This window comes from Sulfitobacter aestuariivivens (assembly GCF_014763045.1).
Lineage (GTDB): Bacteria > Pseudomonadota > Alphaproteobacteria > Rhodobacterales > Rhodobacteraceae > Sulfitobacter > Sulfitobacter aestuariivivens.
In genome coordinates this window covers 1551700-1575965 of sequence record NZ_JACTAG010000002.1, presented here as the reverse complement: position 1 = coordinate 1575965, position 24266 = coordinate 1551700, and the positions used below count along the sequence as shown (strand labels likewise).

Here is a 24266-nt window from a genome sequence, read left to right as displayed (position 1 = left end):
CACCGCGCTTATGGCCGTCTCGCTCCCCGAACTGCTTTAGGGGCTAGGTTGGCAATCTCGTTTTCAGCGTAGCAAAGCTGTCACATGGCCGTATGTCTTGGTCGCTGAGAGCCAAAGGGTTTAGGCAACTTGGTTGCCTTGGCTCCAAACCCCGCGCAGAAGGGGTGTTTGACCGGTTTTGCGCACCCTCACGACATCGCCGCGCAAACCAACTTTGAGTGCGCCGCGGTCTTTCAAATGTGCCGCCTTGGCGGGGTTGTACGTCACTGTTGCAATCGCGCGCGGCAGATCATTCCAGACCTCTGCGAGATGGAATGCGGACAACAGCAGCGCTGAGGGGACATAGTCCGACGAAACGATGTCCAACAAGTCGGACCTTGCCAGGTCTTCGGCGACAACGTTGCCCGAATGCGAGCTGCCGCGGATCAGGTTTGGCGCACCCATCATGACGGCTATTCCGTGGGCGCGACAGGCCCTGGCGGCCTCAATCGTTGTGGGAAACTCCGCAAAGCCGACACCGTTTTCAGCAGATGTGGCAACATGCGCCGAGGTCGTGTCATCATGGCTGGCCAGAACTGCGCCCAACCGCCCCGCCTCTTTCACGGCGCCGGTTTCGTGTTTCGCTCCAAAGCGTACTTGCAGCCCCAGCAGGTTCTCTACATGCGTTGCAAATTCCGCGTCATTCATGCTGCGTTTCTTCGCGACATAGGTCTTTAGAACGGCAAGATCACGAAACTGACGCTGGCCCGGCGTGTGATCCATCAAGCTGACGATCCCCACCCGGTCATCCGGGCCAAACCCGGCTAGCTCTTCCAAGAGCGTTTCCGAACAGATTTCTGCGCGCAGGTGAAGGAAATGGCTGATCTTAAACACCCCTTGCGAACGGGCCGCCAACAGCTCGTCGGCCAGTCTGCGCGCATAGTCGAGATAGCGCCCCTTGCCGCTATGGATGGAGCCGACTCGCATCGCGTCAAATACTGTCGTGATGCCAGTCGACGCCAGTTCTGCGTCATGTGCGATAAGGGCGGGCAGATGCGGCCAGTCGACTTCGGGACGGGGTTCAATATGCCGCTCGACGTTATCTGTGTGCAGTTCCACCAGACCGGGCAAGACCAGATCGCCCGCGCAATTAATGGCGCCATCGGGAACCTGATCGCCTTCCGTAATCCCCGAAATAACGCCCTTTTCGATCGTTACCGCGCCCGACAGCACCCGATCCGGTAGTATAATTTGCGCATTTGCGAGACAAAGATCCTTTGACATATCGCTGTCACAAGCCTTTGCCAAAGAGGAGGCGGGGAAAAGAGAATTCATGTCATACTCTCGATTTGCAATTTACTATGTTCCGCCCGATGGCGCGTTGGCGGAGGCTGGTGCCGCCTGGCTTGGTTGGGATGTGGCCACGGGTCGCGAAATCCCTCAGCCTAGTTTGCCCGGTTTGCGTGACATCACGATGACACCGAAGAAATATGGGTTTCACGGAACGCTGAAGCCGCCGTTCCGGCTGAAGGATGGCACAACGGTCGAGGATCTGGAAAACGCCACATCTAACTTGGCGGCATCGCTTGCGCCTGCAGCTTGCGAGGGCTTGAAAGTGACGGTCCTGAACCGCTTCCTGGCGCTGACCCCGTGCGGCGATCTTGGGGCTGTTCGCCGGATTTCCAGTAGCTGTGTTCGCGATCTTGACGGGTTCCGCGCACCTGCCGGTGACACCGAACTGGCGCGGCACCGCAAAGCTGGTCTGACCCCGTTGCAAGAGACATTGCTGACGCAATGGGGATACCCTTATGTGATGGAGGCGTTCAAATTTCACCTGACCCTCACAGGACGATTGCCCGAAGACGCGATCGCTAAATGGAGTGAGAGGGTAAAAAGCCACCTGCCCGCATCGCCCGCGCCGTTTGTTGTTGATCAGATCGCCTTGTGTGGCGAACGGGCAGACGGCCGCTTTGAGATGTTGCATCGCTACACCTTCGCCGGTTGAAGCAGGTCTGCGCCGCGCGCGACTGTTTCAGCCAAAGAGCCGTCATTCGACAGGTGGAGGACTCTAAGACCTGCTGGCAAAGGTTTGTCGGCATTTGCGAGACGTTTGCCTATTTCTTCCTCCGTCTCGCGGCCTCTTGCGGCCAGACGCAAAGCGAGGGTTTCAGGCCGCGCGGTGACATTCAGAACGATAAAGCGTGGGAAAATCTCCGCCGCCTCGGCCAATGCGCTGCGGGAAAAGTTCACAAGACAATCTGTTCCTTTATCAATGTGAATACTGACTGAAACCGGGATCCCGTAGCGCAGACCATGGGCTTGCCAATGAACGGCAAAGGCCCCTTCCGCCACCAGGGTTGTGAATTGCTCAGGTGTTGCTGCGTCGTAGTCTTCTCCGCCAAGGCCCGGCGCACGGGTGATCACCCGGCGGACCAGATGCATTCGGGGCAATGCGTCCGCGAGGCCCGCCATGACGCTGTCTTTGCCAACGCCAGAGGGGCCAACAACCGCGACGAGGCGTCCCTTTGACTTTGAGGCGCGCGTCACGCTGCCACACCGGGCGTAAAGCGGCTGACGTCAATCTCGCGGTCACACACGCGCGTACGGGCTGCCTCGTCATGGAAGATTCCGATGATTGCCGCGCCCCGCGCCTTGGCGTCTTCGATCAGTGACAGCACGACTTCGCGGTTAGCGGCATCAAGGCTGGCGGTGGGTTCGTCCAGCAACATCGCAGGGTAATGGCGGGCAAAGCCGCGGGCAATGTTCACCCGCTGTTGTTCGCCCCCGGAAAAGGTGGTTGGGGAGAGCGACCACGGACGCTGGGGGATGTTCAACTGGGTCAGCAACACCTCGGCCCGCGCCTGTGCGTCCTGCGCAGTGACCCCAACGGCCCGCAATGGCTCAGCCACAACATCCAATGTTGGCACACGCGGCACCACCCGCAGAAACTGGCTAACATAGCCCAAAACCTCACGGCGCAGGGCAATCACCTCGCGCGGAGCTGCCTGTACCAAATCCACATCGCCAATGCGTATTTCACCGGCTTGGGTCAGGTAATTGCCGTAAATCATGCGCATCAGCGTGGACTTTCCGGCACCAGACGCGCCCGTCAGCGCGACACATTCGCCCGGTGCGACAGCGAATGACACATCGTTGATCACTTCGATCACGGCACTGCCCTGATTGTGCAGTGTGAAAGTCTTTGACACGTTGCGAATTTCAATCATGGCTCATACCTGCAAAACGGAGCTGACAAGAAGCTGACTATAGGCGTGCTGCGGATCATCGAGCACCTGATCGGTCAGTCCTGCTTCCACCACGTGGCCGGACTTCATGACCATCAGACGGTCTGCCAACAGGCGCACCACAGCAAGATCGTGGGTCACGATGATAGCGGAAAGCCCCATGTCGCGCACCAGACCACGCAGCAGATCCAGCAGGCGCGCCTGCACGGAAACATCCAGCCCGCCCGTGGGTTCATCCATGAACACCAGCCTGGGTCCGGTCACAAGGTTACGCGCAATCTGCAGGCGCTGTTGCATGCCGCCTGAAAACGTTGTGGGTCGGTCATCCACACGGGCGGCGTCAATCTCGACCCGCCCCAGCCAATCCGTGGCCTTGTTGCGGATATTGCCATAGTGGCGTTCGCCCACCGCCATCAGCCGCTCACCGACATTGCCGCCTGCACTGACGCCCATGCGCAAACCGTCACGCGCATGTTGGTGCACAAAGGCCCAGTCGGTCCGGCCCAGCATCCGGCGTTCCGGTTCCGACATGGTCAGGGTGTCGCGGGGTCCGTCGGCGCGGGTGTCAAAGATCACCTGCCCCTCGTCGGGGGCCAGATGCCCTGCCAGGCAATTAAGCAAGGTGGATTTGCCGGATCCGCTTTCGCCCACGATCCCCATCACCTCGCCGGGATAGAGATCAAAGGACACATCAGCGCACCCGATATGGATGCCGTAGCGCTTGGAGATGCCTTGAACAGAAAGCAAAGGCGTCATGCCGCGTCCTTTCCTTTATGGCCGGCCAATTGACGGGCCTCGCAAAAATCCGTGTCGGAACAGACAAACATCCGCCCACCTGTGTCATCTATGATCAACTCATCAAGATAGCTGTCGATCGCACCACACATGCCGCAAGGGTGGTCCGCCTTTGACGCCTCAAAGGGGTGGTCCTCAAAGTCGAGGCTGACCACTTGCGTGTAAGGCGGCAGCGCATAAATACGCTGCTCTCGACCTGCACCAAAAAGCTGAATAGCAGCCATATCGCCCAGCTTCGGATTGTCGAATTTGGGGATCGGCGAGGGATCCATTACATAGCGCCCTTCGACCTTGACCGGATAAGCGTAAGAAGTCGCGATATGGCCGTGACGGCTGATGTCTTCGTATAACTTCACATGCATCAACCCGTATTCCTCAAGGCTGTGCATCTTGCGCGTTTCACTTTCACGCGGCTCTAGAAAGCGCAGTGGCTCGGGGATTGGCACCTGATACACGAGGATCTGGCCCTCGCTCAGTGGCTCCTCGGGGATGCGGTGACGCGTCTGGATGACCGATGCATCGCAGGTTGTGGTTGTTGTTTCAACGCCCGCTGTACGTTCAAAAAAGGTCCGGATGGACACAGCGTTGGTCGTATCATCGGCCCCCTGATCGATCACTTTGAATGTATCTTCTGGCGTCAAGACAGCGGCTGACACCTGCACGCCGCCCGTTCCCCAGCCATAGGGCATCGGCATCTCGCGGCTGGCAAACGGCACCTGATATCCGGGGATCGCAAGACCCTTGAGGATCGCTCGTCGGATCATCCGCTTGGTTTGTTCGTCGAGATAAGCGAAGTTGTAGTCGGTCATTCCGCCGCCTCCTGTACCTGATCAACACCCGCTTCGCGCCGCAACTTGCGCACCAACTCCAATTCGGACTGAAAGTCGACGTAGTGAGGCAGTTTGATGTGTTCGAGAAATCCGGTCGCCTGAATGTTGTCTGCGTGATACAGCACAAATTCAGCGTCTTGTGCGGGCGCACCGACGTTATCTTCGCCCAGTTCTTCCCACCGCAAGGCGCGGTCGACCAACGCCATTGAGATCGCCTTGCGTTCGGTCTGACCAAAAACCAGTCCATAGCCGCGGGTGAATTGCGGCGGCTCGGTTTTGGACCCTTTGAACTGGTTGATGGTTTCACATTCGGTCAGGGTCACTTCGCCGATTTCAACAGCAAAGCCCAGTTCCGGGATCTCCATTTTAACCGCGACGGACCCGATACGCAGTTCACCCACAAAGGCGTGATTGCGCGCATAGCCGCGTTGCGTGGAATACGCGAGGCCAAGGATAAATCCCTCGTCTGCGCGGGTCAGGGCTTGCAGCCTCAAAGCGCGCTCTGCGGGCGTTTCCAACGGCTCGCGCGTCAGGTCAGGTGGAGGCGTATCCTCCTGCGGGGCCTCTTCGATCAGACCCTCGTGGTTCAGAAACTCCGTCACGTGCGGCACAGAGTCGGCGGCGGCTTCGCGCGAAGGCGCTTCGGGCACGTCCCCATCTGCCGCCAGTTTGAAATCCAGCAGGCGGTGGGTGTAGTCAAAAGTCGGCCCCAGCACCTGACCGCCCGGCAGATCCTTGAACGTGGCGGAGATGCGCCGGTCACAGGTCATGGCACCGGTATCGACAGGTTCGGATGCGCCAAAGCGGGGCAGGGTGGTGCGATATGCACGGATAAGAAAGATCGCCTCGATCAGATCACCGCGCGCCTGCTTGATCGCCAGTGCTGCCAGGTCCGGATCGTAAAGCGAGCCTTCTGCCATCACGCGGTTCACGGCAAGGCTCAGTTGCTCCCGAATTTGCGCGATACCAAGCTCTGCGATGTCCATGTCACCGCGGCGCTCTTCGGCAAGCCACGCATGGGCGTTTTCAATCGCGCGCTCGCCGCCTTTGACCGCTACATACAAGGCGTCACCTCGGTCGCGCCCATTGGCGCGCATACTTTGGTCGATCTGGGAAGTGCTGCGAGACGGTCACCACAGGTGAAAATAAAATCGAGCCCCAAGGGAAAAAGCGCATGGTTTGATTGAAAGGCCGCGACTTCCGGTAGCGATAGCGCCGCATTATTTCGGATGCCAGGGCCAGTCAGAATTTCGCCTGAATCGGTAAGCTCAGGACACTCAACGATCAGCGTGGCAGAGCGGTCGGGATACTCGGATGTGCCGATTGGATAGGCCGATAAAGGCGTGAGTGCGCTCCAACTGCCGACCGCGAACCGACAATGGGAGGGGCCGACAAGGGGTACGCCAGTGTGAAACGCAAGCCAGGCGTGAACCGCGTCGCAATTCGCGCCACCGGCCAGATATGCTGGCGTTTCGGTGTCGCACAGCGTCAGCAATACCGCACCCGCGGCGCGCGACAGAGGCGCAGGCGGCAGGGCACCACTCACGCCATGCAAAGTACCCGGGCGCGCCATCGCTTCCATGATACTGCGAAATGCGTGGGCCGACTGGGTAGCCGGATCAGCAAATCCACCGCTGAGAGCCTGTGCCTGCATCAGTCTTCTCCTCGAGTCATGGTGAAGAATTCGACCTTTGTCGCGGCCGCTTTGGCGGCGCGGGTGGTCTTGGCCTGTTTCATTTCTGCTTTGATTGGCTCCAAAACTGTCTCACGGAGTTTGTCGGCCAGCGCCGTTTGCATCATCGCGTCTACCAAAGCTGCGGCCTCTGCGTCCGCCTTGCGGCGGCCTTGAATATAGGCATGGCCAACCTCGCCCGTGTCCAAGGTCAACGCACAGCGGGTGACTGTCATTTCACCTAAATTGAACGGCGCGCCAGTCGCACCCGCACGCCCGCGCACCATTGTGCTTCCGATCTCGGGCGGGCGCAGCCACTTGAAAGCAGGGCGCTCTTCTGCGGCGTCAAGCAACTGTGCGACACGGCCCTCCGGTGCTAGCGCGATAAGGCTCATCCACGCTTGACGAGGATTTTGTTCGTCCAAAGTGTCTTTCATCTCGACAACTTTTCCTGATACTATACAACTATACACATCTTAACATATTTTCGCCACCGCGACAGAGGAGTTTTGTGAAGTTTGCATGACAAGTCCGGCAAAACCCCGATTTGGCGCGCCATTGCTGATGCCCTGCGCAGCGATTTGGCCGAAGGGCGCTATGGCGCTGGAGACAAGCTACCGACCGAGGCCGCTTTGGCGGACCGCTTTGGCGTAAACCGGCATACGGTGCGCCATGGTATTTCTTCGCTGGTCAAAGAAGGGCTGGTCCGTACACGGCGCGGTGCAGGGGCCTTTGTCGCGGCGACGCCGACTGATTATCCCATTGGACAGCGCGTTCGGTTCCACGAAAACCTGATTGCGGCAGGACGCAGGCCGGAAAAGCGTGTCCTCGCCCTTGATGAGCGTTCGGCAACGCAGGGCGAGGCTGCCGCATTGCAGATGACCGCGGGCGATCTGGTATGCGTGTACCACGGGCTGTCCTTGTCTGACGGCCAACCCATTGCAGTGGTTGAAAGCCTGTTTCCCTCGTCGCGCCTGCCCGGAATGAAAGCGGCGTTGCGAGACAACAGCAGTGTGACCGATGCGCTGAAAGTTGCAGGCGTCGTGGACTACACCCGCGCCTCGACCCGGCTGACGGCAGTGCGTGCGACGGCGACACATGCGCTCCACCTGCAAGTTGCGGAAGGAGATCCGCTTTTGCGCTCAACCAGCGTCAATATAGATGACCGTGGTTGGCCGGTTGAATACGGGCGCACCTGGTTTGCCGGGGACCGAGTGACGTTAACGCTGGAGACCTGACGCTTTCTTTACGGCCCGGGGAACCCTAACCGCCGTAGCGCTCAAGAAAAGCTTCCGCTTTGAGGGATCTGAAATCTTCCAATGCCTTGCGCAACATGTCATGCGGCCAGTCCCACCAGGCAAGCGCGACAAGACGGTCAGCGACCTCGCGGGGCTGGCGTCGGCGAAGCAGTTTAGCGGGGGTGCCCGCGACAATTGTGTAGGGCTCGACATCCTTTGTGACCACCGCCCCCGCCGCCACAATGACACCATGGCCAAGCGTCACCTCTGGCTTGATCATCGCACCGGCCCCGATCCATGTATCATGCCCGATGGTGGCGACGCGGGATTTTCGGTTTGCAAAAAACGCATCGTCGCGCGGCGCGTCATCCCAATAGTCGTCAGACCGATAGAGAAAATGGTGACAGGCGGCAGTATGTAGCGGATGGTCCGTTGCGCCAATCCGGGAAAACGCCGCGATGTTGGAGAACTTGCCAATCCGCGCATTTGCGATATCCGCATAGCGGTCGCAGTAGCTGTAGTCGCCCAGACTGGAATGCACGACACGGCTGCCATTGCCGATCTCGACATAGGCGCCAAGCGTACTTTCGGTGATATCGCATTCCGGGTGGATGAAGGGGGTGTCGGCAGACAGGCGTGCCATCAGTCTTTGCGCCCGATCAGTTTGCCCCGCAACCAACCCGAAAACCAGTCCATCGACATGACCATGACGATGATAAGTATGATGTAATAGGCGACCTCTTCCCAGTCTTTCTGGGTCTGGATGGCTTGAGTCAGCATCAGGCCGATGCCACCTCCGGTAATGGCACCAATGATAGTGGCAGAGCGGGTATTGGATTCCAAAAAGTAGAGGATTTGTGCCAGCAAGACCGGAACGACCTGCGGGATAACACCAAAGCGATAGCGTTGCAGCGGCTTGGCCCCCGTTGAGGATACGCCTTCGATCTGTTTTTGATCCACGTTTTCCAAGGCTTCAGAGAATATTTTCCCGAAGGTTCCAGTGTCCGTGAGCAGGATAGCCAGCGCGCCAGTCAATGGACCGGGCCCAAAGGCGCGGGCAAGAACGACCGTCCAGATCAGCGCATCCACCCCGCGCACGAAATCAAACACCCGGCGCGTTGCGGCCCGCAACAGCATGATGGGCGAGAACCGTTTCGCCGCAAGGAAAGCCAGGGGTAAGGCAAGAATTGCCGCTCCCATCGTGCCAAGGAAAGCCATCAGGATCGTCTCACCAATGGCCCAAGCCACGTCCTTGTGGCGCCACATGGCATTGTTCCACCAGTCTGAAGATGCGCCGGCGATGTTTGAGCGGTTGGGATCCAGCTGATCGCCAAACAGGATCGTACCGATCCCCTGCCCATAATACGGGCTGTCCAGCGTGAACCAGAAAAGCTCCCATCCAGGGAAATAGTTGAAGACCTCTGTGCGTGCCCCCGTCATCGTGATCCGACCTTCGGGCGTTGTGATACTAACGCGGCGTTCCGACGATGAAATCCAATCGGGTAAATCTTCGGGCAAATTAGTGGTAACACTGCGCCCTTCGGCCTGTACTTCGATCAGCGGAAAGCCCGGAAGTTCGATCTCAGTTCTGTTGTCAGACAGATAGCGCACCAGATGATCGCCGCCCAAGTCGATGGTCAACACCTCATCGCCGGAAACCCAGTCCGGCCGTTGACCTTCCGGGTAGCGGCCTTTGCGTTCTCCTTCTATGGAAAAGCTGATCTCGCCCGACACATTGTCGCGGGTCACATGCACCTTGTGGGACCAGGTGTCAGACGCCAGCGTGACAGCGTTGACCACATCCGCGCGCTGAGCCTGCCCCGGCAGATCGAAGGCAAAAAAGATGTAGGCGAGGTAAAGGAAAATGGCCGCAGGGATGCCAAAACCAATCATGCGTTTACGGTGAAAGAGCTTCTCGGCGTCCAACTTGGTTGCGTTAAGATCAACAGTGGTCATTGGGCAAGGCCTTTGGAGCTAGTGCGACTGACCGTCGGTCAGGCGGTTGCGGTAACGGCTTGAGAGTTGGTCGAAGAACACAATGGTTCCAAAGAGCAGCAGGAAAATCGCTGCGGCATCGTCAAACCGGCCTTGTCCCCAGCCCATGGCATTGCGCAACTCGTAACCTATACCGCCCGCGCCGACGAAGCCGAGGATGGCGGACGCGCGAATGTTGATCTCGAACCGTAGAAGAGTGTAGCTGACGTAATTCGGCGCAATCTGGGGGAACACACCCAACAGCATCCGTTGCGACCAGGTCGCCCCGGTAGAGGCAAGACCTTCCACTGGTTTCGCATCTGCATTTTCAGCCACTTCGGAGAACATTTTGCCGAGCGCACCAGCGGTGTGGATGGAAATGGCGATCATCGCTGGCACAGGGCCGCCGCCAAGAACGAAGATCAAAACCAGCGCAATTACAATTTCAGGCACGGCGCGCATGACATCAGAAATGCGGCGAAACAGCGGGATTAGGCGCGGCCATTTCGCAAGGCCGCGTGTGCCCAGCAAGGACAGGAACAACCCGCCAATTGCACCAATCAAGGTGGATACAGCCGCGATATTGATGGTTTCAATCAGTGCCGGGAAATACTTTGCAATCAGGCCCGGCAGATCAGCGCGCTTTTCCCAGGCTTCCGACAGGACGTCGGCGGGGTAGTCGCCGATTTGGTGCAAACCGTCCCAAAAGCCGCCTGCATTCCGGTTGTCTGCAATGTTGAAGCCAGAGACCATGAGGACAATAAAGATCAGCAGCGTGAGCCCGCCATAAAGGCGACGGCGCTGGACCTGCGCCATATAGCTGGACTGAATCCCGTTTACACTTTGCGACGCGCCGCTGAGTGATATGACTGCCATCTAAGTCCCCCGTACCAAGAAAGACCGGCAGCCCCATGCGGAACTGCCGGAAACGTCATGAAAATGGCTTAGCCACCAATTTTGGCGCGGCGCGCACCGACGATGGAGGTGTAGGCGTCATGGGTGATCGGATCGAAGCCCTGGATTTCACCGCCACCAACGCCATAGGCGCACTGCGGATCGGTTTCACCTAATGTATCCATGATCTGTGTGACGCTGGCTCGCGCGTCATCCGGCAACGCGTTGCGCAAGACAATCGGCTCACCGGGGATCAGCTTGGAGCGCCAGATCTCGGTCAGATCGTTCATGTCGACAAGACCTGCATCAACCGCCTTGCGCAGCGCGCCAAAGTTGTAGCCGTCTTCCCAGTTGCCCTGTCCGTCGGCCCATGTGACGCCCGCGTCGATGTCACCGTTCTTGACCGCGAGGATGGTTTGCTCGTGCCCACCCGTAAAGCGGACCTCACCAAAGTAGTCGCCGCTATCCATCGTCGCGCCGGTAATTTCAGGGATTTCGATGGAGGGGACCAAATAGCCCGAAGTGGAGTTTGGATCACCGAAGCCAAAGGTTTTGCCTTGCACATCGTCCAGGCTGGTCAAACCGCTGTCGACCCGTGCAAATCCGATCGAGTGATAGCCGATGGAGCCATCGAGGTTTACTTTCACAAGGATCGGGGACGCAGCTTCCGGGTCAGCGATATGCAGTGCTGCATAGGAAGATGGGCCAAGCAAAGCAAGGTCGATACTGCCGCCCAGGATGCCCTGAATGACGCCATTGTAGTCCGCAGGTGCGAACATCTTGACCGGAACGTCCAAAGCTTCCGAGATTTTATCTGCGAGGCACTGGTTGTTGGTCAGACGGTCCTGAGCGTTTTCACCGCCGAGGATGCCAATCCGGAACTCGGTGATCTCTTGCGCGAAAGCGCCTGTGCTGAGCGCAGTTGCGGCGGCGAGCGCCAGTGCGAGGGTCTTTTTCATCGTTCTCTCCAGTTTCTATGCCCTACCGCCTTTTGGCTGCTTGAGGGCGGGTTTGATGAAGGTGGCCCGCGCCGATCACGCGGGATGACTGGGATCAGGCGTGGATTTCCGTTTTTCGGGCTTCAGGCCTGTCCAGTGTTCCGATTTCGGTCGATGTGGCGGCTTCAGAAAAGTCTGCGCCTGCGCCGTAGATGTCGCGTGCAACCCCGGTGGTGAGCTGTGCCGGCGTGCCGTCAAAGACGATCCGGCCATCGCGCATTCCGATGACCCGGTCGCAATAGCGCCGCGCAGTGTCCAGCGTATGCAGGTTGGCGATCACCATGCGTCCGTCTTCTTCGTGAATGGCGCGCAATGATTGCATCACAACCTGCGCGTTCATTGGGTCAAGGGATGCAATAGGCTCATCTGCAAGAATTATTTTGGGATTCTGCATCAGCGCGCGGGCAATGGCGACCCGTTGCTGTTGACCACCTGATAGCGCTTCGGCGCGCTTGGGGGCTTGTTCAGCGATGCCAAGGCGATCAAGGATTTCGATCGCTTTGTGAATGTCCGCTTGGGGGTAGAGGTTGAAAAGCGTGGAAAAAGTAGACCGTTTGTTCAAAGTGCCATGCAGCACGTTTGAAACGACATCCATGCGGGGCACCAGATTGAACTGTTGGAAAATCATCGCGCATCGCGACTGCCAGTTCCGCTTGGCAGCACCCCGAAGTGCTGTGATCTCCTGGCCTTCGAAGGTGATGGAGCCTGTCGTCGCATCGCTTAGCCGGTTGAGCATCCGCAGTAATGTGGATTTCCCGGCCCCAGACCGTCCGATGATCCCGATCATCGTCGGTTTGTCGACAAAAATACTGGCTGCATCTACAGCTGTTTTGTCTCCGAAGCGCTTGGTCAGCGTGTCAACTTGCAGCATATCACCCCCGTGTTTGAAGGATCGATAATGGGCTTGCACGACAGCCTTGTGACGGATTTGATTCAGATTTCTTACAACTGTGCGAAAGAAATGTGAAAGCTGTGGGGCGTGGCAAAGATCAGCAGTGTGGTGTCAATGCAGCCTTTGCCGGATTTATCCACAGGACGTCATAAAGTTGTCAGGTTGGCAGCTTTCGGCAGTTACCCTAAGCTCACGTCCAAATTTATCGCGTCCACTTTGCTTTTTGCATTTTCAATTCCGGCCTCGGCACACGCCAAATTGGCCGACGTAAGGTGTGACGACAGCGCCCGCCTGACGCAAACACTGACGCAAGTGATGGGCACGGAACGGCAAGGCATGAGGCTGCGCGATCCAGAAACCATGCTGGAGGTATGAGTCACGCGCAGGAGCGGCGAATGGACGATCGTTCAGAATTTCCCGAACGGAACATCCTGCATCGCTGCAATGGGCGACCATTGAGAATGGTGTGTCGGACACATCAGATCCCGCCTAAGCTGCCACTTCTTCCAACCTGTCCGTCGCCGGGGCCGGCCGCGACGAAAGTGCTTCGATCCGAGCGTAAAATTCATCCGATCATGGCGCGTCCAGCGCCGCCAGAGATGGCGCCAATATAGCGGATTTTGCCTGTTTTCTGCAGATCGTACAGCGTCTCGAAAGTCTCTTGCAGCGGCGTTTCTGGGAGGCACATCGTGGGTCTGTCGCCGCGCGCTAGGATCAGGACCCTAGCGCAGCCGGAACTCAGCCGACTGCCCGGTGCCCCGGTCCGATGTGATCCGCACCTTGTTGCCGCTGACTTTCACTTCCTGACAATTGTACCCCATGTCATCGCCACCCCAGTACAGGCTGCGGCACAGGTAATTACCCTTCCACTGCCACTGGCCCGATACGTCCCAGGTTGCTCCCTTGCCAGAGATCGTCCCGCTGGGCGACACCTTGAGCTTGACCAAAGGCCGCGTCAGGGTCTTGCCGCTGACGACCGATACAAAATCGTCCCGGTTGGTGATCTGCTGGAACTCCGCATAGGCCGGCGCGGCGAGCACGGCAGTGCTCAGCACAAGTGTTGTCATCATGGCTTTCATCGCATCTCTCCCCACAGGAAATGTACAAGACATACGAGCAGCGCGCCAATTTGGTTCAAAATAAATGCAGGATCGGGCGAAAAAACGCCAAAAAACCCGGTTTTCACTGGTTTGACGCGCCTAAAGCCCCAGAACATCCAGCATGTCATACTGCCCCGGTGCCCGGCCCTGCCCCCAAAGGGCAGCCTTCAAGGCGCCCCGCGCAAAGACCGTCCGGTCCGAGGCCACATGCCGCAGAATGATCCGCTCCCCGGCGGCGGCGAACATCACGTCGTGTTCGCCAATGATGTCGCCCCCCCGAATGGCGGTAAATCCGATGTCGCCCTTTCTGCGCGCGCCGGTGATCCCGTCCCGCGCCCGATCCGCTACATCGCCCAGCGCCACACCGCGCCCTTTCGCCGCGGCCTCGCCCAGCATCAGCGCTGTGCCGGATGGCGCGTCGACCTTCTGGTTATGGTGCGCCTCGATGATCTCGATGTCGTAATCCTCATCCAGCGCCGCCGCAACGCGCTGGGTCAGCTGGGTCAGCAAATTGACCCCAAGGCTCATGTTTCCCGCCCGTATGATCACCGCATGGCGCGCGGCAGGTTCAAGTGCCGCGATCTCGTCTTCGGACATCCCCGTTGTGCCGATCACATGCACGGCGCGCGCCTGTGCCGCCAATGCCGCAAACTCAAGCGTGGCAGCAGGCGCCGTAAAGTCGATGATCGCCTGCGCGGGCGCGATGGCCTGCAAAGGATCATCCGTCACGATGACCCCGATCGGTGCGCCACCCATGGCCTCGCCGATGTCCTGACCGATCCAGTCATGGCCCGGCCGCTCGATAGCACCAACAAGGCGCAGCCGGTCGCTCGCGCCGACCTGGCTTACCAACATCTGCCCCATCCGCCCCGAGGCTCCCGTGACCGCAACACCCGGCTGATCGCTCATGTCGAAAAATCCTTATCGCATTTCTGACGTTGGTGTACCCGCGTTGGCAGCGCTTGGCAAAGGGCCAGCAAAGGCCTAAATGGGGTCCATGGGCAAGAACAAGTTTCACGAGGGCACGGGCCCGTCACAACGGCAACTGCGCGTCGGTGAAACCATTCGCCGGGCTTTGTCCGAGGTGCTGTCGCGTGGTGACGTACACGACCCGGAGCTTAACGCGATGTCGATCACCGTGGGCGAAGTGCGCACATCCCCGGACCTCAAGATCGCCACGGCCTACGTGCTGCCGCTGGGCGGCAAAGGGCAGGAAGACCTGCTGAAACTGCTCGCGCGCAACAAGGGCGAATTACGCCGCCAGGTCTCGCGCAAGCTAACCCTAAAATTTGCACCCGACCTGCGGTTCCAACTGGATCAGACCTTCGATCAGATGGACGAAACCCGTCGCATGCTCAGCGACGTGCGCGTGCGCCGCGATGCCGAAGCCCCGGATGAGGCGGCAGAGGAATGAAGGCGCTCCTTGCCGGGCTGATGGCGCTGCTCTCCACGCCGCTGGATGCAGCCCAATGTGCCGAAGACACTGTTGCCGACAACACCTACGTCATCTGCACAGTCGATCTGACCCGCGACCGGCTCGAACTGTTCCTCTATGATGCCAACGGCGATCCTTACGGCCACTTCGGTACGCTTGACCGCGCCTTGCAGGCAAATGGCAAATCACTGGGCTTTGCGACAAATGCGGGCATGTACCACGAAGACCGCGCGCCGGTGGGTCACTATGTCGAGGATGGCACCGAACTGCGCGGCGTGATCAGCAGCGATGGCCCAGGCAATTTCGGCCTGCTGCCCAACGGTGTGCTGTGCCTGCGCAAAGGCCGCGCCGACGTGTTCGAAACCGAGCGCTTCCTGCGCGAGAATCCCACCTGCATCGATGCCACGCAATCCGGCCCGATGCTGGTCATCGACGGCGCCCTGCACCCGCGCTTTCTGCCCAACAGCACCTCGCGCTACATCCGCAACGGGGTGGGCACCTCAGCCGATGGCAAAACCGCCGTCTTCGTCATTTCCAACAACACGGTTACCTTCCACGAATTCGGCTCGCTCTTTCGCGACTACCTGAAACTGCCCAACGCGCTCTACTTTGACGGCAATGTTTCACGGGTCCGCGCGCCGGATCTGGGTCGCAACGACGCAGGGTTCAGCGACCTTGGCCCCATCATCGGCGTCGTACAGGACGTCGACTAACCTGCCGGAATTGCCCCATGCACATCGAACCCTTTGCCGTTGAAATCTGGATGAACGAATGGGAAACTCGGTGCGAATTCAACCTGGCCGAAACCTGCGTTGAAAGCCTGACCATCGAAGAACTGCTCGAGATTTCGGGCAAGAATTCATCCGATCTGTCCGCACTGCTGCCCCTCAAAATGACCTACGGCGACATTCGCGGCTCTGACCGGTTGCTGGGCGCAATCGCGGCACTTTACGAAACACAAGGCTCGCAGAACCTGATCACCACCCACGGCACCATCGGCGCCAACATGCTGGTGCATAAGGCCCTCGTCTCGCGCGGCGACCGCGTGGTGACCATCGTGCCCACATATCAACAGCACTACTCGATCCCCGCCAGCATCGGGGCCGACATGGTGCCGCTCAAGCTGCGTGCGCAGGATGGCTATCTGCCCGATCTCGACGCCCTGCGCGCGCGGGTGACACCCGATACGCGCCTGATCGCGATGAACAACCCCAACAACCCGACCGGCGCGCTCATGGACCGCGCAATGCTTGAACAAATCGCCGATATTGCCCGTGCGGCGGATGCCTACATCCTGTGCGACGAGGTCTACCGCGGCATTGATCAGACCGGCTCTGGCACAACCCCCTCTATTGCGGATGTCTATGAAAAGGGTGTCTCAACGGCGAGCATGTCTAAGGCGTTTTCGCTGGCCGGGCTGCGTCTGGGCTGGGTCGCGGCCCCTAGGGATGTGATCGAGGCCATCTCGATCCATCGCGACTACGATACCATTTCAGTGGGGCGGCTGGACGATCACTTTGCCGCCCTGGCGCTGGAAAACAGCGCCCGCGTGCTGCAGCGAAGCCGCCAGATCACCCGCACCAACCTAGAAATCATCGACGCCTGGATCGCAACCCAGCCGCGCCTCAATTGGGTCAAACCAAAATCCGGCACGACGACGCTTGTCGAATTCGATCTGCCCATGACATCCCGCGCCCTGTGCGTTGCCCTGCTTAAGGAAACCGGCGTGATGTTCACCCCCGGTGACGCCTTTGGCATGGAAGGCACGTTCCGCATCGGCTTTGCTAACAACACCGACGTGCTGAAAGAAGGGCTTGAAAAAGTCTCCGCCTTTCTGGCGCGCCAGCCCTAAAGGCGTTCTGTAGCGCCTGCGCCGTACCGGATCAGCTTCGTCCCGCTGCCCGGACTAGCTTGCGTCCACGATCTCGCGCATTGCAGCAAGAAACGCACTGACTTCGCCCAGGCTGTTGTAGTGGCACATGGATACCCGGACAGCTGAGGGCAGGCCCAGAGGGTCAAGGATATTGCCGGAATAATGATCCGCCTTGCGGGTGTGGGTCCGGATGCCGCGCGCGCGCAAGGCACTTACCAGATCGGGGGCCTCCATCCCCTCAAGCGTGATCGACACCAACCCTTCACGCGCCGGGTTATCCACCCCGCCGATGATGCCGACGCCGGGCAAATCCGCAAGTCCGGCAAGATTGCCGGTGCCATGGATCATCGCATCCGTCAGCCGCTTTTCATGTGCATGAATGGCCGCACCCGCCGCTTCGATGCGCGCGCGGCGATCGTCTGCATCGCTCACCTGCCCGCCCAGCCAGTCGAAATATCCCACGACTTCAGACATGGTGGCATAGGCACCGGTGTCGCGCGTGCCCAGTTCCCAATTGCCCTCAGGCCCGCCGTCAAGCCCGTCATGCGGCAGGGCATTCAGACGCGGTGACGTCCAGGCCACCCCGTAGCCATGCCGCGAAAACACCTTGTAGGGAGAAATCACATAACCATCGACGTCATATCCCGCGATGTCGATCTGTCCGTGGCTTGCATGCTGAATCCCGTCCACGATGATATAGGCGTCGGGCGCTGCATCGCGGATGGCTTTGGCAATGCCCGCCACATCCACACCCATCCCGGTCACGGGCGAGGTGTGCAAAATGGTGGCCACACGGATATCCGGGCGCAGATGCGGCAGGAAATCATCCGCTGTCACACTGCCGGTCTCATTGTTGTGCGGCACCTGCAGATAGGGCTTGCCCGCCACTTTCGACCAGCGCGTACAGGCACTGCGTGTCGCCGGATGCTCAAGGGTCGATCCCAGAACAACGCCCCCCTGCTCCGCCCCGAGAATGGCATTCATAATCAGCCGGAACAAAAGCTCGGTCCCGCTTTCGCCGACAAAAATATCGCCCTGCGGTGCGTTGAAAAAGGTGCGCATGTCGTCCTTGGCGCGGTTGATCACCGCCACCAGTTCATGCGCCATCTCATTGTCCCGCCCCTGATTGTCCGGGATCGCCGCATAATGGTTCGACGTCTCCACCACAGAATTCAGCGTCAGCGCCCCGCCGGCGTTCTCGAAAAAGATCCGCGGGCCCGCCTGCGGGCAGCTCTCGACATGGGCAAAGCGGCTGCGGATATCGGCCAGCAGGGTTTCTTTGTCTGTGATCATGGTCTTGGTTCCTCTTCAGGCGCAGTGGCCCGTTCGTTGGTCTGAACGTCAATCATCCAGCGACCTTGCGCAAGTCCACCTCCGCCCTTTCCGCCACCACCAGCGACCACCGGTCCCGGCCCTGATCGGGGTCATCCTGGCCTGCCGCGCTTTTCGACTAGGCAGCGCCGCCGCCGCTTTGTATAGCCGCGGACGCAGCACGCATCGGAGGCAGCACCATGGGGCGCAAACGCAAAGGCCGGGATATCTCAGGCTGGCTGGTGATCGACAAGCCCGCCGGGCCAACCTCCACCGCTGTGGTCAACAAGGTGCGCTGGGCGCTGGATGCGAAAAAGGCGGGCCACGCCGGAACGCTTGATCCCGAAGCCACCGGGGTGCTGGCCGTGGCGCTGGGCGAGGCGACCAAGACGGTGCCCTACATCACCGACGCCCTCAAGGCCTATACCTTTACCATGCGCCTTGGCATCGCAACCAACACCGACGATGCAGAAGGCGAGGTCATCGCCACCTCTGACCTGCGCCCGGGCGATGACGCGATCAAATCGGCCCTGTCGGCCTTCATTGGCGATATCGAACAGGTCCCGCCGCAATTCTCTGCCGTCAAGATCGACGGCGAACGCGCCTATAAACGCGCCCGCGACGGCGAGGCGATGGACATCGCCGCGCGTCCACTCTGGGTGGAAAGCCTGCTGTTGATCGACCGCCCCGATGCCGACCACGCCACGCTTGAGATGGTCTGCGGCAAGGGCGGCTATGTGCGGGCTATCGCGCGCGATCTGGGTGCGGCACTGGGGTGCCATGCCCACGTACGCGACCTGCGCCGCATCTGGTCAGGGCCCTTTGACGCCGAGGACGGGCTGACACTTGAACAGATCGATGCGATGGCCAAAACACCTGAACTTGACGCCCATCTGCTGCCCCTTGAAACAGGCCTGACGGACCTGCCCGAAGTCACCGCCTCTGCCGAAGGCGCGCAGCGGTTGCGCAACGGGAACCCCGGCATGGTCTTTGCCAATGACGTCGACTACGGCGACACCTGCTGGGCCTCGCGCGATGGCCGGGCCGTTGCGGTGGGGATCTTCAGATCCGGCGAACTGCACCCGTCACGGGTATTCAACGCACCACCCGGTGACGATTCGTCCGACTGAAACTCCGGGTTTATGTACCAATCAGTCCCGAATTGTTACAGCCTCACCCCAACCTCACGCTGATGTCAGCGAAATCGGGCCTTTGTGACAGTCAATGTTTCAAATTCAGTGCTGGTGATCAGCCCTGCGTGAAGCCCCCTGCCCGCCGCGTCGGCCCGGTGTCATGTTCACTGCAACATCAACGCACCCCAACCGGGAGAGAGAGACATGAAACACCCCATCTTCACCATTCTGGGCGCCGGCGCCCTTGCCACCGTGGCCTTCGACGCCTTTGGGCAAGGCCTGTCGCCGCTGCTGGGCTACGCCAAGCTGGCCCCGGTCGGGCTGGCAAGCCAGACCCTGAAACAGGTCTTTGGCGCCAGCCCCTCGGGTGCGGCCTATCTGCTGCACACCCTAACAGGCGTGGTATTCTACACGCTGGGCTATCTGATAATCGCACGCCCTGTGCAACGCGCCGTCCTTCCAAATCTGCCATGGGCCGTCACGGCGGTGGTCTATGGTGTCGCCCTATGGGTGTTTGCCCTTTACATCATGGCCCATCTGGTCGCCGGCATGCCCGCCTTCCTCGGCTTTACCGGCATCACCTGGGTGGCGCTCTGGGGTCACATCCTTTTCGCCGCCGTCGCCGCCTGGGTGATCGAAGCCCACGGGATCTCCTTTGAACCGGCACAGCGCCGTGTGACCGCCGCCGCCTGATCCGGCACATAAACACCCCCCCAACGCCGTCAGAGCCTGCTCTGGCGGCTTTTGCCGTTTGCGCGCAAGCGCGCGCCGTGGCAGGAAGCGCCATGATCATCCGCAGCCACACCAAGGGCGACGCACCCTCTACCGCCGTCTACTCCGACTGCGAAACCTACCGTTACAGCCTGACCCGGGAATGGGCGGCTGACGGGCCGCGCGTGATGTTTGTGATGCTCAACCCCTCCACCGCGACCGAGGTTCAGAACGACCCGACAGTAGAACGTTGCGAGCGCCGCGCGCGCACGCTGGGCTTCGGGGCGTTTTGCGTCACAAACGTCTTTGCCTATCGCGCCACAGATCCCCGCGACATGCGCCGCGCGCCCGACCCCGTGGGCGCTGACAACGATCAGGCCCTGCGAGACGGTGCCGATTGGGCCGACCATATCATCGCCGCCTGGGGCGTGCATGCCGCACACCAGGACCGCGGCGCGGCAGTCGCGCAGATGCTCCACCGCCTGGCCACACCGGTCTTTCACCTGGGCCTGACCAAACACGGGCACCCCCGCCACCCGCTCTACCTGCCCTACCACCAGCAGCCCGTCGCCTGGGCGCCGACTGACACCCCAAATTAACCAACAGATGTCATAGGCTTTGACCTGCGCGGCGTTTCGTGGCCCGATAACTGCGGGCAATTGGGCCCGGTGCGCAGTGCATCTTGTAAGGGGTTTGTCATGTTGTGGCTTGCTGGATTGATGGGTCTGATGGCCGTGGGCACCGTCGCCTATGTGGACATCGACAAGGACGACGACGAGGAACAGGAAGATCTCATCCTCCCCCCCGAAGAAGACGCGCAAGGCGGCGATATCCTGGCCGGAACTGATACTGCCGACACGCTGACGGGGGGCGACGGCAACGACCAGCTTGGCGGCTACCAAGGCGACGATCTGCTGCAAGGGGGCGCTGGCGATGACACAGCACAGGGCGCGGCCGGGGCAGATACGCTGTCGGGCGGCGCGGGCGATGACAGCCTTGGCGGCGGCGATGCGGCCGACGACATTTTTGGCGGCGACGGCCATGACACGCTCTCGGGTGAAAACGATAACGACCACCTCTTTGGCGGCGACGGCAGCGACAGCCTTCAGGGGTCGGCGGGCGATGACACGCTTGACGGCGGCACAGGCGACGATGCCCTGATGGGTGGGCTTGATGACGATGTCCTGACCGGCGGCACCGGGGCGGACACGCTCTTTGGCGGATGGGGCGATGACACACTGTCGGGTGTCGAAGACGACCCCGACAGCACGGGCATTCAGGACACGGACGCTGCCGATTTTCTCAATGGCGGGGGCGGCGATGACCAGATCACCGCAGGTCAGGGCGACACTGTGAACACAGGCGACGGCGCCGACTCCGTTGTGCTGGGCGACTGGATAAACGGTGGCTCAGCAGCCCACATCGAAGATTTTGCCGCCAGTGAAGATTCGCTCCTGTTCGTCTGGGACGACTCCGGCGAAGCCAGCACCGAACCCGACGTCGACGTCGCCCCGGACCCCGCCAACGACGGTCAACTGCTGGTCCGCGTCGGCGGCACCACAATCGCCAGCATATCAGGCGCCACAGCCCTGCAAAGCGCTGACATTGCTCTTGTCCCGCTCAGCACCGCATTGCAGGCGGGGCTGATCCCCACGTAACGGGCGCGCATCGGCGCAATAACCCTTTGCCAATCCTCCCAGAACTTCCTATACGCCCCCATCGCGCCTGATTCCGTCAGGGGTGATTTCTCCATGGGCCTGCGCTGGACGACATCCCGGCCTGCGCCATACCTTTAACTCTGATCCGAAAGGAGACCCCGATGTCGATCACTGCTGAAGAAAAAGCAAAAGTCATGAAGGACTTTGGCACATCCGAGGGCGACACTGGTTCCCCCGAAGTACAGGTTGCCATCCTCAGCTCGCGCATCGCGACGCTGACAGAGCACTTCAAGACCCACAAGAAAGACAACCACGGCCGCCGTGGCCTGCTGAAAATGGTGGCTACGCGCCGCAAGCTGCTGGACTACGTCAAAGGCAAGGACGAGGCCCGCTATCAGGACCTGATCAAACGTCTGGGCCTGCGCCGCTAAGCGCCCCTTTGAAAGCACCGCTTTCTGACAGAGCCGCACCTGAAAGGGTCGCGGCTCTTTTCATGTGCGGCTCGCCCCAACGCATTGCGCCCGTACCCGCTTCGTGCGTTCATGGTCCCAAGATAATGCAAAGGGCGCGGCACCGCCATGACCACCACACCCGCCACCGATCGTGACACGCAGCAGCTGATCCTCGATGCCGAGCGCGAGGCGCAGATGGTCTCGGCAGGCGCCAGACTGGTAATCACCACCATCGCGCTTTTCATTTTTGTTGTCTCGGGCGGCATCACCCTGCCCGTCGCCCCCGTGGTGCTGACCTACCTGCTCACCTATGCAGCCGTTTCGGTGATCTCGGCGGTCTTTTCGCTCAAACGCTTCTTCAACCCCAGCCTCAGCCTGCTCTTCACGGCGGTCGATGGCATCTCGCTGGCCCTGCTGATCGGCTTTGCGCTCAGGATCACCGGCACCCCGCTGGAATTCCATGCCGCAGTGCCCGGGTTTGTCTTCGCCTTTTGCATCCTGATCCTTGCCACCATGCGCTATACCATCGGCCCCACGCTGATCGCGGTCGGCAGTTTCGCCGCCACATGGACCCTCTTTGCCGCACTCGCCCCGCCCAGCCCGACACCCCCCGCCGACCCCGCGTTCTTTTTCGGCACCGTCCAGAACGCCGCTCGCTGGGGATTTCTGGGCATTGCCGCACTGCTGGGCCTGCTGTCAGTGATCCGCCGACGCAAAACGCTTGAGGCCGCAATCGCCGCCGCCCGCAAAACCGCCAACCTGTCGCGCTACCTGCCCGATCGGGTTGCAGACACCGTCGCGCGCCAGGGAATGGATGCCCTGACAACTGGCAAACAGCAACAGGCAACAATCCTCTTTGCAGACATCCGCAGCTTTACGACCCTGTCAGAATCGCTGCCCCCGGCAGAGATCGGTGCGCTGCTCAGCGCTTTTCGCGCTCTTATCCTGCGCGCAGTTGAAGATCACGAGGGCATTGTCGACAAATTCATCGGCGACGCGGTCATGGCCGTCTTTGGCGTTCCGGAAGAACGCCCCGGCCACGAGAGCAACGGCCTCCGCTGCGCGTTAACGATCAAGCAAGGCCTTGAATACTGGAACACTCAGCGCGCCACCCAGGATCTGCCACCCATCAGGGCGACCATCGGCGTGCACAATGGCACCGTATTTGCAGGCGCTGTCGGCAGCGCCAGGCGCCTTGAATACACCGTCCTCGGCGACGCCGTGAACATCGCCGCCCGCCTTCAGGAAATCGCCAAGTCAACGGCATCCGGTCTGGTGGTGTCTGACACGGTACACGCGCACAGCGATAACGCTGCAGAATGGCGGGCGCTGGCAGAAAACAGCATCCGGGGCCGTGCAGGCAAGATACCTTTGTTCGAATATGCGCCGGCCTAACTGGCCCACCCCCGCACCATCGCCGCAATACCGTCCGCGATCTTAGTCCCGGCACGACAATCGCCTGCCGCACGGATCACGGTATTCAACCCGATGGACGCCGCCACAAGCATCTGCGTCGCCGCTCCCCGGTTCAGGTCTGGCGACAAGGCGCCCGCCTGATCGATCTGTGCCAGCGCCCCGGCAAAAGCCTCGCGCAGCATCGTCTCAAACCGCACGGCCCGCGCAGAAACGGCAGGCTCGGTATCCGCAAAGGCGTTGATGCTGGCAATCATCAGACATCCCCATCTGCCCGCCTCGGGATTGCGCGCCGGATCGCATCGCCTCTCAAACCACCCCGCCAAAGTGTCAAGCGTGCCATCTGCCATCTCGGGCAGCATATGGGCATCCATCTGATCAAGGTAGGCATCCAGCGTCTGCACAAATAGCGCCATCTTGCCGCCATAAGTGGTCTGCAAGGTGAACCGTGTAATGCCCGTCTCCGCCTCCAGTTGGCGTGTGCCCAACGCCTGATAACCATGCTGCCAAAACGCCCGCATCGCCCCTTGCAAGGCGGCATCTTCGTCAACATTGCGCAATCGGGCCATCAAACATCCTTGACATATCTAGCCAATCGGATAGCAATTATCTATCCACTTGGATAGAATACTATTCTGACCCTCCCGCGCAAGCCCAAAGCGC

At 60.2% G+C, this 24266-nt stretch carries 30 protein-coding genes and 1 pseudogene; 12 read left to right on the top strand and 19 right to left on the bottom strand.

The window, feature by feature from the left end; translation table 11 throughout:
• Nucleotides 1–120: 120 nt before the first annotated feature.
• Nucleotides 121–1314: an alpha-D-ribose 1-methylphosphonate 5-triphosphate diphosphatase gene (locus H9Q16_RS17550; RefSeq protein WP_191076706.1), complete on the bottom strand. Its 1194-nt coding sequence runs from the start codon at nucleotides 1312–1314 to the stop codon at nucleotides 121–123.
• Here H9Q16_RS17550 and H9Q16_RS17545 point away from each other — a divergent pair.
• Nucleotides 1313–1984: a DUF1045 domain-containing protein gene (locus tag H9Q16_RS17545; RefSeq protein WP_191076705.1), complete on the top strand. Its 672-nt coding sequence runs from the start codon at nucleotides 1313–1315 to the stop codon at nucleotides 1982–1984. The two genes, H9Q16_RS17550 and H9Q16_RS17545, sit on opposite strands and share 2 nt — an antisense overlap.
• Here the strand turns inward: H9Q16_RS17545 and phnN are convergent.
• Genes phnN through phnG form a run of 7 tightly spaced genes read right to left on the bottom strand, consistent with a single transcriptional unit; the run spans nucleotide 1966 to nucleotide 6958 of the window.
• A complete protein-coding gene (gene phnN, locus H9Q16_RS17540) occupies nucleotides 1966–2526 on the bottom strand; it encodes a phosphonate metabolism protein/1,5-bisphosphokinase (PRPP-forming) PhnN (RefSeq protein WP_191076704.1) in 561 nt (186 codons plus the stop codon). The genes H9Q16_RS17545 and phnN overlap by 19 nt on opposite strands.
• Nucleotides 2523–3206: a phosphonate C-P lyase system protein PhnL gene (gene phnL, locus H9Q16_RS17535; RefSeq protein WP_191076703.1), complete on the bottom strand. Its 684-nt coding sequence runs from the start codon at nucleotides 3204–3206 to the stop codon at nucleotides 2523–2525. Before phnL ends, phnN begins: the two co-directional genes overlap by 4 nt.
• Before the next feature lie 3 nt (nucleotides 3207–3209).
• Nucleotides 3210–3980, bottom strand: a complete 771-nt coding sequence (phnK, locus tag H9Q16_RS17530; RefSeq protein WP_191076702.1) for a phosphonate C-P lyase system protein PhnK — start codon at nucleotides 3978–3980, stop codon at nucleotides 3210–3212.
• Nucleotides 3977–4828: an alpha-D-ribose 1-methylphosphonate 5-phosphate C-P-lyase PhnJ gene (locus H9Q16_RS17525; protein ID WP_191076701.1), complete on the bottom strand. Its 852-nt coding sequence runs from the start codon at nucleotides 4826–4828 to the stop codon at nucleotides 3977–3979. The genes phnK and H9Q16_RS17525 overlap by 4 nt, the downstream gene beginning before the upstream one ends.
• Entirely contained in the window at nucleotides 4825–5913 is a 1089-nt protein-coding gene (locus H9Q16_RS17520) for a carbon-phosphorus lyase complex subunit (RefSeq protein WP_191076700.1), read from the bottom strand. Before H9Q16_RS17520 ends, H9Q16_RS17525 begins: the two co-directional genes overlap by 4 nt.
• Complete coding sequence (phnH, locus tag H9Q16_RS17515; RefSeq protein ID WP_191076699.1) at nucleotides 5904–6503, bottom strand: phosphonate C-P lyase system protein PhnH; 600 nt, start codon at nucleotides 6501–6503, stop codon at nucleotides 5904–5906. Before phnH ends, H9Q16_RS17520 begins: the two co-directional genes overlap by 10 nt.
• Nucleotides 6503–6958 (bottom strand): phosphonate C-P lyase system protein PhnG, encoded by a 456-nt coding sequence (phnG, locus tag H9Q16_RS17510; protein ID WP_191076698.1) that lies wholly within the window; start codon nucleotides 6956–6958, stop codon nucleotides 6503–6505. Before phnG ends, phnH begins: the two co-directional genes overlap by 1 nt.
• 81 nt (nucleotides 6959–7039) lie before the next feature.
• Between phnG and phnF the strand changes: the two genes are divergently transcribed.
• The gene (phnF, locus tag H9Q16_RS17505; protein ID WP_191076697.1) at nucleotides 7040–7759 is read left to right on the top strand and encodes a phosphonate metabolism transcriptional regulator PhnF; all 720 of its coding nucleotides are present in this window, start codon (nucleotides 7040–7042) and stop codon (nucleotides 7757–7759) included.
• Nucleotides 7760–7784: 25 nt separating this feature from the next.
• Here the strand turns inward: phnF and H9Q16_RS17500 are convergent, their stop codons facing one another.
• The 5 genes from H9Q16_RS17500 to phnC form a co-directional block, all read right to left on the bottom strand.
• The gene (locus H9Q16_RS17500) at nucleotides 7785–8402 is read right to left on the bottom strand and encodes an LbetaH domain-containing protein (RefSeq protein WP_191076696.1); all 618 of its coding nucleotides are present in this window, start codon (nucleotides 8400–8402) and stop codon (nucleotides 7785–7787) included.
• The gene (gene phnE / locus H9Q16_RS17495) at nucleotides 8402–9715 is read right to left on the bottom strand and encodes a phosphonate ABC transporter, permease protein PhnE (RefSeq protein WP_191076695.1); all 1314 of its coding nucleotides are present in this window, start codon (nucleotides 9713–9715) and stop codon (nucleotides 8402–8404) included. The genes H9Q16_RS17500 and phnE (H9Q16_RS17495) overlap by 1 nt, the downstream gene beginning before the upstream one ends.
• 18 nt (nucleotides 9716–9733) lie before the next feature.
• Complete coding sequence (gene phnE / locus H9Q16_RS17490; RefSeq protein WP_191076694.1) at nucleotides 9734–10609, bottom strand: phosphonate ABC transporter, permease protein PhnE; 876 nt, start codon at nucleotides 10607–10609, stop codon at nucleotides 9734–9736.
• A gap of 68 nt (nucleotides 10610–10677) precedes the next feature.
• Nucleotides 10678–11586: a phosphonate ABC transporter substrate-binding protein gene (gene phnD, locus H9Q16_RS17485; protein ID WP_191076693.1), complete on the bottom strand. Its 909-nt coding sequence runs from the start codon at nucleotides 11584–11586 to the stop codon at nucleotides 10678–10680.
• Between the two features lie 94 nt (nucleotides 11587–11680).
• Nucleotides 11681–12496 carry a phosphonate ABC transporter ATP-binding protein gene (phnC, locus tag H9Q16_RS17480; protein WP_191076692.1) on the bottom strand — a complete coding sequence of 272 codons (816 nt, stop codon included), beginning with the start codon at nucleotides 12494–12496 and terminating at the stop codon, nucleotides 11681–11683.
• A 108-nt stretch (nucleotides 12497–12604) separates the two neighbouring features.
• Here phnC and H9Q16_RS17475 point away from each other — a divergent pair, with 108 nt between their 5' ends.
• A complete protein-coding gene (locus H9Q16_RS17475; RefSeq protein WP_191076691.1) occupies nucleotides 12605–12892 on the top strand; it encodes a hypothetical protein in 288 nt (95 codons plus the stop codon).
• Nucleotides 12893–13006: 114 nt separating this feature from the next.
• On the opposite strand, the pseudogene H9Q16_RS20925 reads toward H9Q16_RS17475, so the two are convergent.
• The 4 genes and pseudogenes from H9Q16_RS20925 to dapB form a co-directional block, all read right to left on the bottom strand.
• Nucleotides 13007–13126 (bottom strand): annotated as a pseudogene (locus H9Q16_RS20925) (aldo/keto reductase); the annotation flags it as partial.
• Nucleotides 13083–13205, bottom strand: coding sequence for a hypothetical protein (locus H9Q16_RS20800; protein ID WP_281403164.1), 123 nt, complete (start codon nucleotides 13203–13205; stop codon nucleotides 13083–13085). The gene H9Q16_RS20800 and the pseudogene H9Q16_RS20925, both read right to left, overlap by 44 nt.
• A gap of 34 nt (nucleotides 13206–13239) precedes the next feature.
• Nucleotides 13240–13596 carry a dihydrodipicolinate reductase gene (locus H9Q16_RS17470; protein ID WP_191076690.1) on the bottom strand — a complete coding sequence of 119 codons (357 nt, stop codon included), beginning with the start codon at nucleotides 13594–13596 and terminating at the stop codon, nucleotides 13240–13242.
• A gap of 120 nt (nucleotides 13597–13716) precedes the next feature.
• Nucleotides 13717–14526, bottom strand: coding sequence for a 4-hydroxy-tetrahydrodipicolinate reductase (dapB, locus tag H9Q16_RS17465; protein ID WP_191076689.1), 810 nt, complete (start codon nucleotides 14524–14526; stop codon nucleotides 13717–13719).
• An 88-nt stretch (nucleotides 14527–14614) separates the two neighbouring features.
• On the opposite strand from dapB, the gene rbfA reads away from it, so the two are divergent.
• Genes rbfA through H9Q16_RS17450 form a run of 3 tightly spaced genes read left to right on the top strand, consistent with a single transcriptional unit; the run spans nucleotide 14615 to nucleotide 16904 of the window.
• Nucleotides 14615–15031, top strand: a complete 417-nt coding sequence (rbfA, locus tag H9Q16_RS17460; protein WP_191076688.1) for a 30S ribosome-binding factor RbfA — start codon at nucleotides 14615–14617, stop codon at nucleotides 15029–15031.
• Nucleotides 15028–15765 (top strand): phosphodiester glycosidase family protein, encoded by a 738-nt coding sequence (locus tag H9Q16_RS17455; RefSeq protein WP_191076687.1) that lies wholly within the window; start codon nucleotides 15028–15030, stop codon nucleotides 15763–15765. The genes rbfA and H9Q16_RS17455 overlap by 4 nt, the downstream gene beginning before the upstream one ends.
• Nucleotides 15766–15782: 17 nt before the next feature.
• The gene (locus H9Q16_RS17450) at nucleotides 15783–16904 is read left to right on the top strand and encodes an aminotransferase (RefSeq protein WP_191076686.1); all 1122 of its coding nucleotides are present in this window, start codon (nucleotides 15783–15785) and stop codon (nucleotides 16902–16904) included.
• 54 nt (nucleotides 16905–16958) lie between these two features.
• On the opposite strand, the gene H9Q16_RS17445 is transcribed toward H9Q16_RS17450, so the two are convergent.
• The gene (locus H9Q16_RS17445; RefSeq protein WP_191076685.1) at nucleotides 16959–18218 is read right to left on the bottom strand and encodes an aminotransferase class V-fold PLP-dependent enzyme; all 1260 of its coding nucleotides are present in this window, start codon (nucleotides 18216–18218) and stop codon (nucleotides 16959–16961) included.
• Nucleotides 18219–18436: 218 nt separating this feature from the next.
• Between H9Q16_RS17445 and truB the strand changes: the two genes are divergently transcribed.
• The 6 genes from truB (at nucleotide 18437) to H9Q16_RS17415 (ending at nucleotide 23585) form a co-directional block, all read left to right on the top strand.
• Nucleotides 18437–19366, top strand: a complete 930-nt coding sequence (truB, locus tag H9Q16_RS17440; protein ID WP_191076684.1) for a tRNA pseudouridine(55) synthase TruB — start codon at nucleotides 18437–18439, stop codon at nucleotides 19364–19366.
• Between the two features lie 207 nt (nucleotides 19367–19573).
• Nucleotides 19574–20062 carry a hypothetical protein gene (locus tag H9Q16_RS17435; RefSeq protein WP_191076683.1) on the top strand — a complete coding sequence of 163 codons (489 nt, stop codon included), beginning with the start codon at nucleotides 19574–19576 and terminating at the stop codon, nucleotides 20060–20062.
• A gap of 92 nt (nucleotides 20063–20154) precedes the next feature.
• Nucleotides 20155–20679, top strand: coding sequence for a DUF1643 domain-containing protein (locus tag H9Q16_RS17430; RefSeq protein ID WP_191076682.1), 525 nt, complete (start codon nucleotides 20155–20157; stop codon nucleotides 20677–20679).
• Between the two features lie 99 nt (nucleotides 20680–20778).
• The gene (locus tag H9Q16_RS20795; protein ID WP_191076681.1) at nucleotides 20779–21738 is read left to right on the top strand and encodes a calcium-binding protein; all 960 of its coding nucleotides are present in this window, start codon (nucleotides 20779–20781) and stop codon (nucleotides 21736–21738) included.
• Nucleotides 21739–21899: 161 nt separating this feature from the next.
• The gene (gene rpsO, locus H9Q16_RS17420) at nucleotides 21900–22169 is read left to right on the top strand and encodes a 30S ribosomal protein S15 (protein ID WP_191076680.1); all 270 of its coding nucleotides are present in this window, start codon (nucleotides 21900–21902) and stop codon (nucleotides 22167–22169) included.
• A gap of 147 nt (nucleotides 22170–22316) precedes the next feature.
• Nucleotides 22317–23585 (top strand): adenylate/guanylate cyclase domain-containing protein, encoded by a 1269-nt coding sequence (locus H9Q16_RS17415; RefSeq protein WP_191076679.1) that lies wholly within the window; start codon nucleotides 22317–22319, stop codon nucleotides 23583–23585.
• Here the strand turns inward: H9Q16_RS17415 and H9Q16_RS17410 are convergent.
• Nucleotides 23582–24172, bottom strand: a complete 591-nt coding sequence (locus H9Q16_RS17410) for a TetR/AcrR family transcriptional regulator (RefSeq protein WP_191076678.1) — start codon at nucleotides 24170–24172, stop codon at nucleotides 23582–23584. The genes H9Q16_RS17415 and H9Q16_RS17410 overlap by 4 nt on opposite strands.
• Nucleotides 24173–24266 lie beyond the last annotated feature (94 nt).

What these genes read in the sequence shown, in the direction of transcription:
- H9Q16_RS17545 (WP_191076705.1), top strand. Translation starts at nt 1,313, where the DNA reads ATGTCATACTCTCGATTTGCAATTTACTATGTTCCGCCCGATGGCGCG.
- H9Q16_RS17550 (WP_191076706.1), bottom strand. Translation starts at nt 1,314, where the DNA reads ATGAATTCTCTTTTCCCCGCCTCCTCTTTGGCAAAGGCTTGTGACAGC.
- phnL (WP_191076703.1), bottom strand. Translation starts at nt 3,206, where the DNA reads ATGATTGAAATTCGCAACGTGTCAAAGACTTTCACACTGCACAATCAG.
- phnK (WP_191076702.1), bottom strand. Translation starts at nt 3,980, where the DNA reads ATGACGCCTTTGCTTTCTGTTCAAGGCATCTCCAAGCGCTACGGCATC.
- H9Q16_RS17525 (WP_191076701.1), bottom strand. Translation starts at nt 4,828, where the DNA reads ATGACCGACTACAACTTCGCTTATCTCGACGAACAAACCAAGCGGATG.
- phnH (WP_191076699.1), bottom strand. Translation starts at nt 6,503, where the DNA reads ATGCAGGCACAGGCTCTCAGCGGTGGATTTGCTGATCCGGCTACCCAG.
- phnG (WP_191076698.1), bottom strand. Translation starts at nt 6,958, where the DNA reads ATGAAAGACACTTTGGACGAACAAAATCCTCGTCAAGCGTGGATGAGC.
- H9Q16_RS17500 (WP_191076696.1), bottom strand. Translation starts at nt 8,402, where the DNA reads ATGGCACGCCTGTCTGCCGACACCCCCTTCATCCACCCGGAATGCGAT.
- phnE (WP_191076695.1), bottom strand. Translation starts at nt 9,715, where the DNA reads ATGACCACTGTTGATCTTAACGCAACCAAGTTGGACGCCGAGAAGCTC.
- phnE (WP_191076694.1), bottom strand. Translation starts at nt 10,609, where the DNA reads ATGGCAGTCATATCACTCAGCGGCGCGTCGCAAAGTGTAAACGGGATT.
- phnD (WP_191076693.1), bottom strand. Translation starts at nt 11,586, where the DNA reads ATGAAAAAGACCCTCGCACTGGCGCTCGCCGCCGCAACTGCGCTCAGC.
- phnC (WP_191076692.1), bottom strand. Translation starts at nt 12,496, where the DNA reads ATGCTGCAAGTTGACACGCTGACCAAGCGCTTCGGAGACAAAACAGCT.
- H9Q16_RS20800 (WP_281403164.1), bottom strand. Translation starts at nt 13,205, where the DNA reads ATGTGCCTCCCAGAAACGCCGCTGCAAGAGACTTTCGAGACGCTGTAC.
- H9Q16_RS17470 (WP_191076690.1), bottom strand. Translation starts at nt 13,596, where the DNA reads ATGAAAGCCATGATGACAACACTTGTGCTGAGCACTGCCGTGCTCGCC.
- dapB (WP_191076689.1), bottom strand. Translation starts at nt 14,526, where the DNA reads ATGAGCGATCAGCCGGGTGTTGCGGTCACGGGAGCCTCGGGGCGGATG.
- rbfA (WP_191076688.1), top strand. Translation starts at nt 14,615, where the DNA reads ATGGGCAAGAACAAGTTTCACGAGGGCACGGGCCCGTCACAACGGCAA.
- H9Q16_RS17455 (WP_191076687.1), top strand. Translation starts at nt 15,028, where the DNA reads ATGAAGGCGCTCCTTGCCGGGCTGATGGCGCTGCTCTCCACGCCGCTG.
- H9Q16_RS17450 (WP_191076686.1), top strand. Translation starts at nt 15,783, where the DNA reads ATGCACATCGAACCCTTTGCCGTTGAAATCTGGATGAACGAATGGGAA.
- H9Q16_RS17445 (WP_191076685.1), bottom strand. Translation starts at nt 18,218, where the DNA reads ATGATCACAGACAAAGAAACCCTGCTGGCCGATATCCGCAGCCGCTTT.
- truB (WP_191076684.1), top strand. Translation starts at nt 18,437, where the DNA reads ATGGGGCGCAAACGCAAAGGCCGGGATATCTCAGGCTGGCTGGTGATC.
- H9Q16_RS17435 (WP_191076683.1), top strand. Translation starts at nt 19,574, where the DNA reads ATGAAACACCCCATCTTCACCATTCTGGGCGCCGGCGCCCTTGCCACC.
- H9Q16_RS17430 (WP_191076682.1), top strand. Translation starts at nt 20,155, where the DNA reads ATGATCATCCGCAGCCACACCAAGGGCGACGCACCCTCTACCGCCGTC.
- H9Q16_RS20795 (WP_191076681.1), top strand. Translation starts at nt 20,779, where the DNA reads ATGTTGTGGCTTGCTGGATTGATGGGTCTGATGGCCGTGGGCACCGTC.
- rpsO (WP_191076680.1), top strand. Translation starts at nt 21,900, where the DNA reads ATGTCGATCACTGCTGAAGAAAAAGCAAAAGTCATGAAGGACTTTGGC.
- H9Q16_RS17415 (WP_191076679.1), top strand. Translation starts at nt 22,317, where the DNA reads ATGACCACCACACCCGCCACCGATCGTGACACGCAGCAGCTGATCCTC.
- H9Q16_RS17410 (WP_191076678.1), bottom strand. Translation starts at nt 24,172, where the DNA reads ATGGCCCGATTGCGCAATGTTGACGAAGATGCCGCCTTGCAAGGGGCG.